At 71.3% G+C, this 14792-nt stretch carries 12 protein-coding genes and 1 pseudogene; 9 read left to right on the forward strand and 4 right to left on the reverse strand.

What is annotated here, in order from left to right:
• The 8 genes and pseudogenes from ABZ192_RS36855 to ABZ192_RS36890 form a co-directional block, all read left to right on the forward strand.
• A pseudogene (locus ABZ192_RS36855) lies at positions 1-1551 on the forward strand (hypothetical protein); the annotation flags it as partial.
• 9 nt (positions 1552-1560) lie between these two features.
• On the forward strand, positions 1561-1974 hold the full coding sequence (locus ABZ192_RS36860; RefSeq protein ID WP_020271453.1) for a roadblock/LC7 domain-containing protein: 414 nt from the start codon (positions 1561-1563) through the stop codon (positions 1972-1974).
• A 111-nt stretch (positions 1975-2085) separates the two neighbouring features.
• Positions 2086-2481, forward strand: a complete 396-nt coding sequence (locus ABZ192_RS36865; protein ID WP_053668780.1) for a DUF742 domain-containing protein — start codon at positions 2086-2088, stop codon at positions 2479-2481.
• Entirely contained in the window at positions 2462-3037 is a 576-nt protein-coding gene (locus ABZ192_RS36870; protein WP_020271455.1) for an ATP/GTP-binding protein, read from the forward strand. Before ABZ192_RS36865 ends, ABZ192_RS36870 begins: the two co-directional genes overlap by 20 nt.
• 378 nt (positions 3038-3415) lie before the next feature.
• Positions 3416-6712, forward strand: a complete 3297-nt coding sequence (locus ABZ192_RS36875; protein ID WP_356928828.1) for a nitrate- and nitrite sensing domain-containing protein — start codon at positions 3416-3418, stop codon at positions 6710-6712.
• Positions 6713-6722: 10 nt separating this feature from the next.
• A complete protein-coding gene (locus tag ABZ192_RS36880) occupies positions 6723-7136 on the forward strand; it encodes a roadblock/LC7 domain-containing protein (protein WP_004983065.1) in 414 nt (137 codons plus the stop codon).
• A 94-nt stretch (positions 7137-7230) separates the two neighbouring features.
• Positions 7231-7815: a DUF742 domain-containing protein gene (locus ABZ192_RS36885; RefSeq protein WP_045297456.1), complete on the forward strand. Its 585-nt coding sequence runs from the start codon at positions 7231-7233 to the stop codon at positions 7813-7815.
• Positions 7796-8377, forward strand: a complete 582-nt coding sequence (locus ABZ192_RS36890) for an ATP/GTP-binding protein (RefSeq protein WP_014675207.1) — start codon at positions 7796-7798, stop codon at positions 8375-8377. The genes ABZ192_RS36885 and ABZ192_RS36890 overlap by 20 nt, the downstream gene beginning before the upstream one ends.
• A gap of 177 nt (positions 8378-8554) precedes the next feature.
• Here the strand turns inward: ABZ192_RS36890 and ABZ192_RS36895 are convergent, their stop codons facing one another.
• The 4 genes from ABZ192_RS36895 to ABZ192_RS36910 form a co-directional block, all read right to left on the reverse strand.
• Complete coding sequence (locus ABZ192_RS36895; protein ID WP_086560316.1) at positions 8555-8749, reverse strand: acyl-CoA carboxylase subunit epsilon; 195 nt, start codon at positions 8747-8749, stop codon at positions 8555-8557.
• A gap of 35 nt (positions 8750-8784) precedes the next feature.
• Positions 8785-10368: an acyl-CoA carboxylase subunit beta gene (locus ABZ192_RS36900; protein WP_356928829.1), complete on the reverse strand. Its 1584-nt coding sequence runs from the start codon at positions 10366-10368 to the stop codon at positions 8785-8787.
• A 154-nt stretch (positions 10369-10522) separates the two neighbouring features.
• Positions 10523-12931 carry a polysaccharide lyase 8 family protein gene (locus ABZ192_RS36905; protein WP_356928830.1) on the reverse strand — a complete coding sequence of 803 codons (2409 nt, stop codon included), beginning with the start codon at positions 12929-12931 and terminating at the stop codon, positions 10523-10525.
• Between the two features lie 92 nt (positions 12932-13023).
• Entirely contained in the window at positions 13024-13875 is an 852-nt protein-coding gene (locus tag ABZ192_RS36910; RefSeq protein ID WP_356928831.1) for an SDR family NAD(P)-dependent oxidoreductase, read from the reverse strand.
• A gap of 269 nt (positions 13876-14144) precedes the next feature.
• Between ABZ192_RS36910 and ABZ192_RS36915 the strand changes: the two genes are divergently transcribed.
• Complete coding sequence (locus tag ABZ192_RS36915; RefSeq protein WP_356928832.1) at positions 14145-14744, forward strand: YceI family protein; 600 nt, start codon at positions 14145-14147, stop codon at positions 14742-14744.
• The last annotated feature ends 48 nt before the right edge of the window (positions 14745-14792 follow it).

The following is a 14792-nucleotide window of genomic DNA, read 5'->3' on the forward strand; positions in this document are numbered from 1 at the left end:
GGCGGTGGTGGCTTCGGCGGCGGTGCGCCGTCGGGCGCCGGCCGGCTCGGTGCCGGCCAGTCTCCGCGGGCCGCGCTGCCCGGGCGGGACGCGGACGGTGGCCGTCCGGGCGGCGGGCGCGGACCTCAGGGTGCCGACAAGGCCCCGTCGCTGTTCGAGCAGAGTGGTCCCCCCGCGCCGCCGCAGGGCCGTCCGGCTCCCGCCGGTGCCGGGTACGGGCAGGCGCCCGGTGCTCCGCAGGGTCTGCAGGCCGCGGGGACGAACGGACCGCAGGACCAGGGTCAGGGCCGGGGCCGGCATCGCCCGGGCAACTCCGACCAGGGCCAGGGCCGTCGGCCGCAGCTGCCGCCGCGCGGCGGTCCGCGGGCCGAGCTGCCCGGCAGCGGTGACGCGCAGCGCGTGCCGAGCTGGAGCGACGAGAACGCCCAGCCGCCGGTGCCGCGTGCCTCCCTGGACACCCCGCGCGGGCACGAGGAGCCGGACGTCTCCCGGACCTCTCAGATGCCGCGGATCGACGACCAGCAGGGCCCGGGCTCGACCGCGGAGATCCCCGCCGTCCCGCGCGACGACGACCGGCAGGGCCCCGGCTCTTCGGCCGACTTCGGCACGCGCGGCCCGCAGCACGCGGACCGGTTCGGCCTGCCCGCTGCGGACGACTCGCAGGGTTCGGGCCAGTTCGTCCGCCCGGACGTCTTCGGCGCCCCGGGCGGCCGCCGCGATCCGTCGTCCACGCCGGGCCAGTACCCGGCTCCGCAGTCCTACGACAACGGCTCGACCGGCCAGTACCCCGCGCCCCGCCAGGACAACGGCTCCACGGGCCAGTACCCGGCTCCCCAGTCCTACGACAACGGCTCGACCGGCCAGTACCCCGCGCCCCGCCAGGACAACGGCTCCACGGGCCAGTACCCCGCACCGCGCCAGGACAGCGGCTCCGGCCGGCCCAGCCTCCCCGGTCCGGCCACCCCGGCCGACCCGGCGGGCACGGGCCAGTTCGAGCGGTCGCAGGTCAACGGCGCCCGGGGCCCGGCCGACTTCGGCGCCCCGCGCCCGCCCGCCCCGCAGGCACGGCCCGCGCGGCAGGAGCCCGAGGCCCTGCCGCCGGCGACCGGTCCGGGCGACGGCCGTACGCCGCTGTACGACACGCTCGAGACCAACTGGTTCCACGGCCAGCAGGAGCAGCAGCCGTCGCAGAGCAATGGCTCGGCGCCGGCCCCGCAGCAGCCGGAGGGATCCGGCGGTCCGCAGCGGTCCGCCCCCGCCGGCTGGCGCAGCTCGCCGAACGACGACCTCGTCCGCCAGGCCGAGCGCGTCCGCCAGCCCGCCGCCGGCGGTGTCACCACCTCCGGCCTGCCGCGCCGGGTGCCCCGGGCGAACCTCGTTCCGGGCACGGCTCAGCAGCAGCCCCAGCAGAGCGGTCCGCAGATCTCGCGTGCCCCCGATGACGTACGCGGTCGGCTGACCAATCTCCGCCGCGGTATTGCACAGGGTCGTCAGGCCGGGTCCACCCAGACCGGCAGCTTCCCTCGGCCCTCTCACCAGCAGGAGCGTTAGTTGAGTCCGATGAGCCAGGCGGCACAGAATCTCAACTGGTTGATCACCAACTTCGTGGACAACACCCCAGGGGTGTCCCACACCGTCGTCGTGTCCGCCGACGGACTCCTCCTGGCGATGTCGGAGGGCTTCCCGCGCGACCGCGCGGACCAGCTCGCGGCCGTCGCCTCCGGTCTGACGTCCCTGACGGCAGGCGCCTCCCGGATCTTCGAGGGGGGCGACGTCGCGCAGACGGTCGTGGAGATGGAGCGGGGATTCGTCTTCCTCATGTCCGTCTCGGACGGTTCGTCGCTCGCCGTCCTCGCTCACCCCGAATGCGACATCGGCCTCGTCGGCTACGAGATGGCGCTCCTGGTCGACCGCGCGGGCGCGGTCCTCACCCCCGACCTGCGAGCTGAGCTCCAAGGCAGTCTGCTCCATTGATCGGCCCCGGCACCACCCGTCTCACCACATCACCGTCCGGCCGCCACAGACCCCACACAGGCCCCGTCAGACGGCTCGACTGACCGACTTGCTGTCCCGCCCGGAGGACCCATGACCCCGCCCCCCGCCTCTCATGATCCGTACGCGGAGCCGTACGAGGACGAGGGCGACCAGCCGCTGGTCCGGCCGTACGCCATGACCGGTGGCCGGACCCGGCCGCGTTATCAGCTGGCCATCGAGGCACTGATCAGCACGACCGCCGATCCCGCGGCGCTCATGGGGCTGCTCCCGGAGCACCAGCGCATCTGCCACCTGTGCCGTGAGGTGAAGTCGGTCGCCGAGGTCTCGGCGCTGCTCAACATGCCGCTCGGGGTGGCCCGGATCCTGGTCGCGGACCTGGCGGAGGCCGGTCTCGTCGCGATCCACCAGCCGGGCGGCGACGATGCCACCGGCGCACCGGACGTGACACTGCTCGAAAGGGTGCTCAGTGGACTTCGCAAGCTCTGACGCGGGTCGTTCCACCACCTCCGCGAAGATCGTGGTGGCGGGCGGCTTCGGCGTGGGCAAGACCACGTTCGTCGGCGCCGTCTCGGAGATCAACCCGCTGCGCACCGAGGCCGTGATGACCTCCGCCAGCGCGGGCATCGACGACCTCACCCACACCGGGGACAAGACGACCACGACGGTCGCCATGGACTTCGGCCGTATCACCCTGGACCAGGACCTGATCCTGTACCTCTTCGGTACGCCGGGCCAGGACCGCTTCTGGTTCATGTGGGACGACCTGGTGCGCGGCGCCATCGGCGCCGTCGTGCTGGTGGACACCCGCCGTCTCGCCGACTGCTTCCCCGCGGTCGACTACTTCGAGAACAGCGGCCTGCCCTTCGTCATCGCCCTCAACGGCTTCGACGGCCAGCAGCCCTACACCCCCGATGAAGTGCGGGAAGCCCTCCAGATCGGTCCCGACACCCCGATCATCACGACGGACGCCCGCCACCGGGCGGACGCGAAGAGCGCGCTGATCACGCTGGTCGAGCACGCCCTGATGGCACGGCTGAGGTAGCACCCAATTCAGAAGCGCCATACGGCAGTTGTCGTAGATGTACCGGAGCCGACTGTGTCCTTTGACACGGTCGGCCAAGGTGTTCATAACGTTTCGGCAGAGGAATCAGGTGGTACGGCCACGCGTCGCGCACATCCGGTCTCGCTGCGCGCACAATCGCCCCGCCTTTTGGCGGGGCTCGCTCTTTATGACCGTTTTATCTGGGGCTTACATCCCTCGGAATCCCCACCTCTGACTGTTTGGAAGAGCGCAGGTCGTCGTGCTGGAATGCCTGAACTGCCCAATAGTCAATGACGTACACGTGAGTCGATGGCGTCACCGGGCTCTGAGAAACTGCGGCACAACGTTGGTGCCGACCGCCGAGAGGTTGTTGGTCGAGTGAGGCGAAGCAAGAACAGTCCCGAGCCGTCGGCCCGGGGCAACTTCACCCCGCCGCCGCGCACAGCGGCGCCCGCCCCCGTGCCCGGTTCGGAGCCATCGGCCGCGCCCGCCCGGAGCGGCGGCCGTCTCTCCCCGCGCAACTGGCGCGTGGCGACCAGGCTCAACGCGATCCTGCTCATACCCGTGCTGGTCGGCCTCGTCATGGGCGGCGTCCAGGTCAAGAGCTCGATCGACACCTGGCAGGAGGCCGAGGACGCGGAGAACACCGCGCGTCTGGTGCGGGCCTCCCTGCTGTACGCCAACGCCCTCTACAACGAGCGCGACACCTCCGCGGCGCCCCTGCTGAAGGGCAGCGCCCAGAACTCCCAGGACAAGGCGACCGTCACCCAGGTCCGCAAGAACACCGACGAGGCGGCCGACGCCTTCGACGCCGCGGCCCAGAACATGCCGGCCAAGCCCGGCCTGGAGCGCCGTCTGGACCTGTTCCGCAAGGTCGAGCCCAAGCTGCAGACGCTCCGCCAGGTCGCGTACACCTCCAAGCTCAAGGGCGTACAGACCGAAGAGGGCTACGTCGAGATCGCCCACCCGCTGACGGAGTTCGCCAACGAGCTGGGTCTCGGCACCGGCAACATCACCAGCTACGGCCGGACCGTCTACGCCATCGAGCTCACCAAGGCGGCGCTGTCGCTCCAGCGCTCCATCGGCATGCACATCCTGACCAAGCCGGGCCCGGACGAGGGCAACCTCGCCAGCCAGCGCATCGCCCTGTCCTCGTACGCCTACCTCGAGCGCATCGCCGTGCAGGAGTACATCGGCGGCGGTACCGAGCAGGACGCGGCCAAGCTCAAGGCGGCCGAGGCGAAGATCAGGGCCGACGGCGCCGCGATGGCCCGGGAGGCCAAGGCCAAGAACCCGGACTACGTCGCCCCGCCGTCCAAGCCGGAGACGATGGTCTCGGCCGTCGCGACGCTCCAGACCACGGATCCGAGCGCCCGCGCCGCGCTCGCCGAGCAGGGCGTCACCGCCGAGAACTGGTGGGCGGTCACCACGCTCAAGTTCAACGCCTACGAGAAGATCGAGACGGACCTGGCCGACAAGGCCGTGAGCGAAGCGTCCGACATCGCCGACGACGCCCAGCGCGACGCCTACATCACCGGTGCCGCCGTCGTGGTCGCCCTGCTGCTGGCTTTCATCCTGGCCGGTGCGGTGGCCCGCCAGATGAGCCGCTCGATGCGCCAGCTGCGCAACGCCGCCTTCGGCATCGCCGAGCAGCGCCTGCCGATGCTGGTCGACCAGCTCTCGCGCACCGACCCCGGCCGGGTCGACACCCGAGTCCAGGCCATCCCGATCACCACCACGGACGAGATCGGCGAGGTCGCCCGCGCCTTCGACCAGGTCCACCGCGAGGCCGTCCGGCTCGCCGCCGAGCAGGCCCTGCTGCGGGGCAACATCAACGCGATCTTCACCAACCTGTCGCGCCGCAACCAGTCCCTGATCGAGGGCCAGCTGACCCTGATCACCGACCTGGAGAACAACGAGGCCGACCCTGACCAGCTGGAGAACCTCTTCCGCCTGGACCACCTCGCGACCCGTATGCGCCGCAACGGCGAGAACCTCCTGGTCCTCGCCGGCGAGGAGCCCGGCCGCCGCTGGGACCAGCCGGTGCCGCTGGTCGACGTGCTGCGCGCCGCCTCCTCCGAAGTGGAGCAGTACGAGCGCATCGAGCTGTCCGGCGTCCCGGAGGCCGAGATCCACGGCCGCGCCGTGACCGACCTCGTGCACCTGCTCGCCGAGCTGCTGGAGAACGCGACGACGTTCTCCTCCCCGCAGACCAAGGTCCGCGTCACCGCGACCCGTCTGCCCGACGGCCGTGTGATGATCGAGATCCACGACAAGGGCATCGGCCTGACCGCCGAGGACTTCGCGGACATCAACCACAAGCTGGCCAACCCGCCGACCGTGGACGCCGCGATCTCGCAGCGCATGGGCCTGTTCGTGGTCGGCCGGCTGTCCGACCGGCACGGAATCCGCGTCCAGCTGCGCCCCTCGGGCGAGCAGGCCGGCACCACCTCGCTGGTCATGCTGCCCGACGCGATCACCCACGGTGGTGGCGGCGAGCAGCACGTGGACCGCGACGAGTTCACCGTCTCGCAGATCATCCCGGAGCAGAACTTCGGCGGCGAGAACTTCAACCAGCAGCCCATGCGCACGGCGGCGGAGCTCGGCTTCGACGACAGCCGGTACGCCGACGTCCCCGACGACATACGCGAGCTGGACCCCGTCGGCCGTTCCCTGATGCGCGAGGAGCGCCGGGCGGCCCTGGAGGCCCAGAACCACCAGCAGCCCGCTCTGGAGCAGGGCGAGACTCCCGGATACCCCGAGGAGTTCAACGGACAGCAGGGCTACGACTCCGGCCAGGCCTACGACACGGGCCAGACCGGCTACCCGGAGCAGCAGCCGTCCTCGTACGACCGTCAGGCGCCGTACGAGGACCAGCAGGCGTCGTACGAGCAGCAGCGGCAGACGGCCTACGAGGAGCCGCAGCGGGGCGCGTACGACGAGCAGTACTACGCGCCGAACGCCGGTCTGCCGCAGAACGACACCTTCTCGCCGAACGGCGGCTACCCGGACCCCTCCTCCTATGCGGAGCCGGCCCAGGAGGAGCCTCCGGCACAGGGTGCGGGTGCGCCCGGCAGCTTCGCCGCCTTCGAGCAGCGACGCCACCAGGACGACTGGCCCCAGCAGGACGGTTACCAGAACGGCTACCCGAGCCAGTACCCTTCTCAGGCCCAGGAAACGGAATCTGCGCAGGCCGCTGACGCGAGTGAGCAGGACCGCGTAGGCTTCGACCGTCCGGGACAGGCCCAAGCCGCCGCACCCTCGCTGACCGACGCCGGGCTTCCCCGCCGTGGGGCCGCCGCGAGCGGTGCGAACGGCACGGGCGGCGCCCGGCACGCGAGCCAGGAGCCTCCGGCCTCCACCCCGGAGAGCAACGGCGACCGCGACTGGCGCTCGGCGAACGACGAGCGGTGGCAGCAGGCCTCGCAGCTCCGGAAGCCCAAGGCGGGTGGGGTCACCTCCTCCGGCCTGCCGAGGCGGGTGCCCAAGGCCAACCTCATCGAAGGTTCCGCCGAGAGCACTCCCCAGGGAGGCCCACAGGTCTCCCGCGCCCCGGAGGACGTCCGGGGCAGGCTGAGCAACCTGCGCCGCGGCGTACAGCGTGGTCGCAGCGCAGGCAGTGAAACGAACGGCCAGGGCTTCGGTCCTGACAGCACCTACAACCAGGAGCGTTAGTGTGAGCCCGATGAGCCAGGCGGCACAGAACCTGAACTGGTTGATCACCAACTTCGTGGACAACACCCCGGGGGTGTCCCACACGGTGGTGGTCTCCGCCGACGGACTCCTTCTGGCGATGTCCGAAGGCTTCCCCCGCGACCGCGCCGACCAGCTCGCGGCCGTCGCCTCCGGTCTGACGTCTCTGACGGCAGGCGCCTCCCGGATCTTCGAGGGTGGAAGCGTCAATCAGACGGTTGTGGAGATGGAGCGGGGATTCCTGTTCATCATGTCCATCTCCGACGGCTCGTCGCTCGCGGTTCTCGCACATCCGGAGGCGGACATCGGCCTCATCGGATACGAGATGGCGCTGCTCGTCGACCGAGCCGGTACGGTCCTGACACCGGACCTTCGCGCGGAGCTCCAGGGGAGCCTGCTCAACTAACAAACGGACGGTGCGTTTTGGCGTCCCGGGGCCGTAAGGTTTCGGGACGCGGCTCCACAGCGATGGGTGCCCGGCACAGTCGGAGGAGGAGAAAGTGGCAACACCCCCAGGCGGTTCGTCTTCGGGCAACTGGTCGTACGGCCCTGCCCAGGGCCAGGGCGACGGTGGACAGAACCCGAACCGTTACAACTTCCCCTCCGCACCGAGCCACCGGCAGCCGTACGCGCCACAGGGCCCCGGCCCGTCGCCGTACGACCAGCCGCCGGCCCCGCGCATCCAGCCCGTGCAGCCGCAGCGCCGCACCCCAGAGCCGGCGCCCGGTGGGGCGTCGAACAACCACAACCCGTTGGTGCGTCCGTACGCCATGACCGGTGGCCGGACCCGCCCGCGTTACCAGCTCGCCATCGAGGCGCTGGTGCACACCACCGCGCAGCCGCACCAGATGCAGGGCCAGTTGCCCGAGCATCAGCGGATCTGCAACCTCTGCCGGGAAATCAAGTCGGTCGCCGAGATCTCGGCGCTCCTCACGATCCCTCTCGGCGTGGCCAGGATCCTCGTCGCCGACTTGGCGGAGGCGGGACTGGTCGCCATCCATCAGCCCGGCGGCGACGAGAACGCCGGCGGCCAGCCAGACGTGACACTGCTCGAAAGGGTGCTCAGTGGACTTCGCAAGCTCTAGCGGCGGTCCTTCCCGCTCCACCACCTCGGCGAAGATCGTGGTGGCGGGTGGCTTCGGCGTGGGCAAGACCACGTTCGTCGGGGCCGTCTCGGAGATCAACCCGCTGCGTACCGAGGCCGTCATGACGTCAGCTTCGGCCGGCATCGACGACCTCACCCACACCGGGGACAAGACGACCACGACGGTCGCCATGGACTTCGGCCGTATCACCCTGGACCAGGACCTGATCCTGTACCTCTTCGGTACGCCGGGCCAGGACCGCTTCTGGTTCATGTGGGACGACCTGGTGCGCGGCGCCATCGGCGCGATCGTGCTGGTGGACACCCGCCGTCTCGCCGACTGCTTCCCCGCGGTCGACTACTTCGAGAACAGCGGCCTGCCCTTCGTCATCGCCCTCAACGGCTTCGACGGCCAGCAGCCCTACACCCCCGACGAAGTGCGGGAAGCCCTCCAGATCGGTCCCGACACCCCGATCATCACGACGGACGCCCGCCACCGGGCGGACGCGAAGAGCGCGCTGATCACGCTGGTCGAGCACGCCCTGATGGCACGGCTGAGGTAGTTCTCTTGCTGTGGGACAGCCCCTGGCGGCCTCTGGGCTGCCGGGGGCTGTCGTATGCCGGGTGCGGCTCACTGTGTGGCTTGTCGCGCCCCCGCGGCGGAGCCGCAGATCGATACAGCCCCGCGCACCCAAAAAAGAAGGCCCCTCCATGAGGGGCCTTCTTTCTGCTTCTAGGGGTCAGCGCCAGCTGTGCGGGGCGCGGAAGCCCGGCTCGCGTTCCAGGCGGCGCCAGCCCGCCTTCACGCGGCCGCGGTGCGTCGGGGTCGGGTCCGTGGGGCGGGCGGCGGCGCGGGCCAGGAGGATCGCCGTGATGGCGGCGACCTCCTCGGGCTCGGCGTGGCCCTTCTCGACGCGGATGTCAGGGATGTCCATGGGTCTCAGTCTCCAGGAGAGAGATGTCCGCGAGGTTACTGCGGAGGGTTGCCGTGCTTGCGGGAGGGCAGGTCGGCGTGCTTGGTCTGGAGCATCGCGAGGGACTTGATCAGTACCTCGCGGGTTTCCGCGGGGTCGATGACGTCGTCGACCAGGCCGCGCTCCGCCGCGTAGTAGGGGTGCATCAGCTCGGACTTGTACTCCTTGACCATGCGGGCCCGCATGGCCTCGGGGTCCTCGGCGTCGGCGATCTGACGGCGGAAGATGACGTTGGCCGCACCCTCCGCGCCCATGACGGCGATCTCGTTGGTCGGCCAGGCGTAGGTCAGGTCCGCACCGATGGACTGGCTGTCCATGACGATGTACGCACCTCCGTAGGCCTTGCGCAGGATCAGCGAGATCCTCGGCACGGTCGCGTTGCAGTACGCGTAGAGGAGCTTCGCGCCGTGGCGGATGATGCCACCGTGCTCCTGGTCGACGCCCGGGAGGAAGCCGGGGACGTCCAGAAGAGTGACGATCGGGATGTTGAAGGCATCGCACATCTGGACGAAGCGGGCCGCCTTCTCGGAGGCCTCGATGTCCAGGACACCGGCGAGCACCTGCGGCTGGTTGGCGATGATGCCGACGACCTGGCCGTCCATCCGGCCCAGCGCGCAGATGATGTTGCGGGCCCAGCGCTCGTGGACCTCCAGGTAGTCGCCGTCGTCGACGATCTCCTCGATGACCTTGGTCATGTCGTACGGCCGGTTGCCGTCCGCCGGGACCAGGTCGAGCAGGACGTCCGAGCGGCGGTCGACCGGGTCGGAGGCCTCCGCGCGGGGCGGGTTCTCGCGGTTGTTCTGCGGCAGGAGGGTGAGGAGGTAGCGGACCTCGGCGATGCAGGTCTCTTCGTCGTCGTAGGCGAAGTGGCAGACGCCGGAGGTCTCGGCGTGCACGTCCGCGCCGCCCAGGCCGTTCTGCGTGATCTCCTCGCCGGTGACCGCCTTGACGACGTCGGGACCGGTGATGAACATCTGCGAGGTGTCGCGCACCATGAACACGAAGTCCGTCAGGGCCGGGCTGTAGGCGGCGCCGCCCGCGCACGGGCCGAGCATCACCGAGATCTGCGGGATGACCCCGCTCGCCTTGGTGTTGCGCTGGAAGATGCCGCCGTAGCCGGCGAGCGCCGAGACGCCCTCCTGGATGCGGGCGCCCGCGCCGTCGTTCAGGGAGACCAGGGGCGCACCGGCCGCGATGGCCATGTCCATGATCTTGTGGATCTTCGTGGCGTGGGCCTCGCCCAGCGCGCCGCCGAAGATGCGGAAGTCGTGGGCGTAGACGAAGACCGTCCGGCCCTCCACCGTGCCCCAGCCGGTGATCACACCGTCGGTGTACGGCTTCTTGGCCTCCAGGCCGAAGCCCGTGGCCCGGTGCCGGCGCAGTTGCTCGACCTCGCGGAAGGAATCGGGGTCGAGGAGGAGCTCGATGCGCTCCCGCGCGGTCAGCTTGCCCTTGGCGTGCTGCGCTTCGGTCGCCTTCTCGCTCGGTCCGGCCACCGCCTGCGCACGGATCTCGTGCAGTTCGGCCACGCGTCCGCGCGCGTCGGTCGGCTCACCCGGCGCCTCATCCAAAACGGTCATGTAGCGACCTTACGAAGCCAACCAAGGATTGCGGGCCGTCGACTCCTCACAGTCTCCGGCGTGTTTTCCTGGTACCCCTGAACAGAACCACGGCGGGGTGCAGCCCTTCTGACTGCTCAGGGGGCGTGTCGCTTGTACAGGTCCGACAAAGCCGTCAGCCGAGAGTCACCTCACAGACATGGGTGGCGCATGCAGTCCCGGGGGTGACGCGCACGCGCAGCCGGCGGCCTGTGGAGAGTACTTCGACCGTCTCGTCCGCGTGGGTGACCCGGCGGACCGGGCGGTTCCAGGTGATCTCCAGCGGTTCGCCCGTGCGGGGCGGTTCGCTCAGGCAGAGGGTGGCGGCGCGGCCCCGGCGGACGGTCAGCACGCTCGCGCCGGCGGAGGCGGTGAGCGGGCCCGCCGTGCCGGCCTGCCAGAAGTTCGCGGCCGTGAGGCCGAGGGAGGGCACGCTCACCGCCTGGCGGCCGGCGTCGTTGGCGAGGACCGACATCCAGTGGCGGTCGGCGGCGCGGCGCGCGACCGCGCGGCGGGACGCCCCGGGCATGAGCACGTAGGCGTACGTGGCGTCCTGCGGGTCGATGCCGTGGTCGAGCCAGAGGGTCTGCCAGCGGCGGGTGCGCCGCTCCGGCGTGCCGCCGGTGTTGATGTCGGACCAGGCGCCGGTGCGGTCCTCGCGCAGCGCCTTGGGCTCCCGGCCGAGCAGTACCCAGCCGCCGTGGCCCTCCAGGTGGGCCCAGTGCGGGCCCTTGACGAAGCGTTGGGTGCCGGATGCGCCGAGGTTGCGGTTGTCGACGATCGTTTCCACCGGGACGCCGTCGGAGCAGTTGATCCCGGCGCCCAGGCAGATCACCGCGTCCGCGACGCAGAACCAGGACTTGCGGGCCTGGAGGGTGGAGCCGAGGCCCTTGAGGTGCTGGCCGAGCGCGGCGTACTCACCGTCGGTGGTGCCGCCGACCCAGTGCACGTCGGGGCGGGCCGTGCCCCACTCGCCGCCTTCCCGGTCGGCCAGGCGCTTGGTGGAGACGGTGGTGCCGGGCAGGCGGTACCAGTCCACGGTGGGCCAGAACCAGTCCGTGTACTGGTCGCTCGCACCGGCCCACCAGGAGACCATCCCCGCCCCGGTGTGCCAGCCGCGCGGGTTCTCGCCGTTGCCGCACTCGTAGTGGGCGATGCGGTCGCTGGCCATCGCGATGTTCACGGTGAAGCCGGGGCGGCGGTGGACGGCGCGGTCCATGGCGGCGAAGAGGCGGTGGCCGATGGGTTCGGGTGCGGCCGGGAGGGGCGAGGCGGCGATCGCGTGCAGCCGGGCCAGGTCGGCGACGCCGTACTGACGTGCCGTCAGGATCGGGGACACCGTGTCCCGTTCGATCCAGCCCTTGATCCTGGCGTGCCAGCGGTCGCGTTCCGCCGGGCTCGCGCCGGCCGCGAGGAGGGCGATGGCGGCGATGAGCTGCTGGCCGTGGAAGTGGTCGCTGCGCATGACCTGGCGGTCGTCGGCGGTGAGGAGACCGCGGCTGATGGCCCGGCCGTTGACGCTGTCCATGACGAGTCCGTCGTGGATGAGCGGTGCGTAGGCGTGCTCGACGCTGTCGAGGACGATCTGCCGGTTCGGGTCGGTGACCTCCCAGTCGGATCCGGCGAGCAGGGAGAAGAGGCGGCCGAGGCCGTCGAGCATGACCTGCCCGTACGTGCCGGAGTAGGCGACCCAGGTGTGCTGGACGAAGGAGCCGTCGGCGTAGAGGCCGTCGCCCCGGGTCACGTACGGGAAGACCGGGGAGAGCGCGTCGCGGGCCAGGGCGATCTTGTCCGGGTCGCGGCCGAGGATGCCGCGCAGGGCGACGGAGCGGCACAGGTCGACCCGGTTGGCGCCGGTGGACGTGCCCGAGTAGTCGCCGAGGGCCGAGTCGGGCACGAAGTGGTCGACGGCGGCGCAGGCGGCCCGGATCCGGGCGTCGCCGAGCCGGTCGTACAGGGCGGCCGTGATGTCCATGAGCAGGTGCGGGCTGCCGATCTGCCATTCCCACCAGTTGCCGTAGCGGGTGGTGGCGGGGTTGTAGACGGTGGCGGAGAGGTGGTCGAGTCCGCGCAGGATGCCGGCGAGGAGGTCCGGGTCGGCGGTCGAGCCGGTGCCCTGCTGGACGTGGGCCCGGGTCATGGTCCACAGGCGGCCGTAGCTCATGGTGATGCCGGCCGGTGGGTCGAAGGGGTGGCCGGGCCAGAGGGAGTCCGCCGCCGGGGCCATGGCCGCGTGCAGGGCGCGGGCGAGTTCGCCGGTCTCGGCGAGGCGGGAGGCGTACGGCTGCGCGGCCGGGTCGTACCCGGTGCCGAGGGCGATGCCGAGCCAGCGCCGGCGGAGGGTGTCGTACGGGTCGGCCCCGGGGCCCTGAACCTCGGCGTCCTGGGCCTCGGCATCCGGTGCGCCGGTGCCGCGGGGCGTGGACCTCGCGGCACCGGTCGCCGCCAGGGCCGCGGCCGCGAGCAGCAGGGCGCGGCGGCCGGGGCGGGACGGGGCGGCGGCCTCGGCCGTACGGCGGGAGAAGACGCGACGCTGGGGAGCCATGCCCCTGCCCTACCACGGGGAGACGGTCACCTGAACGGAGGATCCGGCCGAGTGACCGGAACGGCGGAACGACACCCCGGATGCGGGGTGGGTCAGCCGAAGCGGTTCAGCAGGCGTCTGGACATCCCGGGGGCCAGGGCGCGCAGGCGGTCCGGGAGGGCCAGCCAGGCGGGGACGTAGACCTGGTCCCGGCCGTCGCGTACGGCCTCCCAGAGGGCGCCGGCGACGCGGCCGGGCGGGATCCGCCGGGGGTGGGAGCGGTCGTGGGGCCTGCCGCGGCGGGCGTGGAAGGGCGTGTCGACGGGGCCTGCCACCACGAGGGTCACGCCCACGCCCGTGCCGCGCAGTTCCCGGCGCAGCGCTTCGGAGAAGGCGGCCAGCGCGGCCTTGGCGGCGGAGTACACCGCTTCCTCCCGTACGCCCACGCAGCCCGCGATGGAGCCGAGCAGCACCACCCGGCCCTGCCCGGCCGCGATCATGACGGGCAGCACCTCGCGCACGAGGTGGAGTGTGGCGTTGAGGTCCAGGGCCAGCACGCGGTCGATGTCGGTGTGCGGCATGCCGGCGAACGGGCCCGCCCAGCCGATGCCCGCCCCGGCGACGAGGACGTCGACCCGGCCGGTCGTGTGCAGCGCGGACCGGGCCAGCAGGCGCGGGCCGTCCGGGGCGGCGAGGTCGGCGGGCAGTACGACGGCCGTGGTGCCGGAGGCCGCCTGCTCCAGGCGGCGCCGGTCGCGGCCGCTGAGGAGCAGGTGCCAGCCGTCCATGGCGAAGCGCCGTGCCGTGGCCGCCCCGATGCCCGAGGAGGCCCCGGTGACCAGGGCCACGCGGCGGTCCAGGCGCCGTGCCGGGCCGTGTTCGCCCGCCGGAGAGGGGGCGGCGGGACGGCGTGGGGCGGGGCCCGCCGGTGGGTCGTAGGCCGAGCCGGATCCGGTGAGTGTCATCGGTCGGTCTCCCTGCGCTGTCCGTCCGCCGTGGTCTCGGCTGTCTCCTGCCGGTCCCGTGAAGTGGAACCTCGCCTTCCAGGCCCTCCGCACAGGATGCGGCAGGACCACCCCTGCGTGCCGCCCGGTGCCGCCATGCGGCGGTATCGGCGCCCCATCGCGACACGCCCGCCAATAAGGTTGAACGTTGAACCGGAATAGGTCTACGGTGGGTCGCGTTAGGTAGTACAACGTTCAACATTCCAGGCAGAACGCAGGAGGCGTACCCCATGAGCATCTTCAGCCGCAAGGACACCGAGACCGCCACGACCGACGCCGTGCGCCCGGAGCTGGCCGCCCTGACCGGCGACTACACGATCGACCCCGCGCACTCGACGATCGGCTTCGTCGCCCGGCACGCCATGGTCACCAACGTCAAGGGCAGCTTCCAGGACTTCACGGGCACGCTCCACCTCGACGGCACCGACCCCTCGCGGTCCACGGCCTCCCTGGACGTCGTGATGGACAGCATCGAGACGGGCAACGCCGACCGCGACGGCCACCTCAAGAGCTCGGACTTCTTCAAGGCGGACGAGTTCCCGGCCATGACGTTCCGCTCCACAGGGGCGGAAGCCCTCGGCGGCGACGACTACCGCATCACCGGCGACCTGACGATCCTCGGTACGACCCGCCCCCTCACCATCGACCTCGAGTTCAACGGCGCGGCGAAGGACCCCTTCGGCAACGAGCGCGTCGGCTTCGAGGGCAAGGCGGAGATCCTGCGCTCCGAGTGGGGCCTGACCTGGAACGCAGCGCTGGAGACCGGCGGTGTTCTGGTCTCCGACAAGATCAAGCTCAACTTCGACATCTCGGCGATCAGGAACGCGTGAGCCCGGCGCGGCCGGCCCGGTGACATACCGCCGGGCCGGTTCTGGCCG

The organism is Streptomyces sp. NPDC006235 (assembly GCF_040613735.1).
GTDB lineage: Bacteria > Actinomycetota > Actinomycetes > Streptomycetales > Streptomycetaceae > Streptomyces.

Coding starts and splice junctions, on each gene's coding strand:
- ABZ192_RS36915 (WP_356928832.1), top strand. CDS start 14,145: ATGAGCATCTTCAGCCGCAAGGACACCGAGACCGCCACGACCGACGCC.
- ABZ192_RS36900 (WP_356928829.1), bottom strand. CDS start 10,368: ATGACCGTTTTGGATGAGGCGCCGGGTGAGCCGACCGACGCGCGCGGA.
- ABZ192_RS36895 (WP_086560316.1), bottom strand. CDS start 8,749: ATGGACATCCCTGACATCCGCGTCGAGAAGGGCCACGCCGAGCCCGAG.
- ABZ192_RS36865 (WP_053668780.1), top strand. CDS start 2,086: ATGACCCCGCCCCCCGCCTCTCATGATCCGTACGCGGAGCCGTACGAG.
- ABZ192_RS36910 (WP_356928831.1), bottom strand. CDS start 13,875: ATGACACTCACCGGATCCGGCTCGGCCTACGACCCACCGGCGGGCCCC.
- ABZ192_RS36880 (WP_004983065.1), top strand. CDS start 6,723: ATGAGCCAGGCGGCACAGAACCTGAACTGGTTGATCACCAACTTCGTG.
- ABZ192_RS36860 (WP_020271453.1), top strand. CDS start 1,561: ATGAGCCAGGCGGCACAGAATCTCAACTGGTTGATCACCAACTTCGTG.
- ABZ192_RS36905 (WP_356928830.1), bottom strand. CDS start 12,931: ATGGCTCCCCAGCGTCGCGTCTTCTCCCGCCGTACGGCCGAGGCCGCC.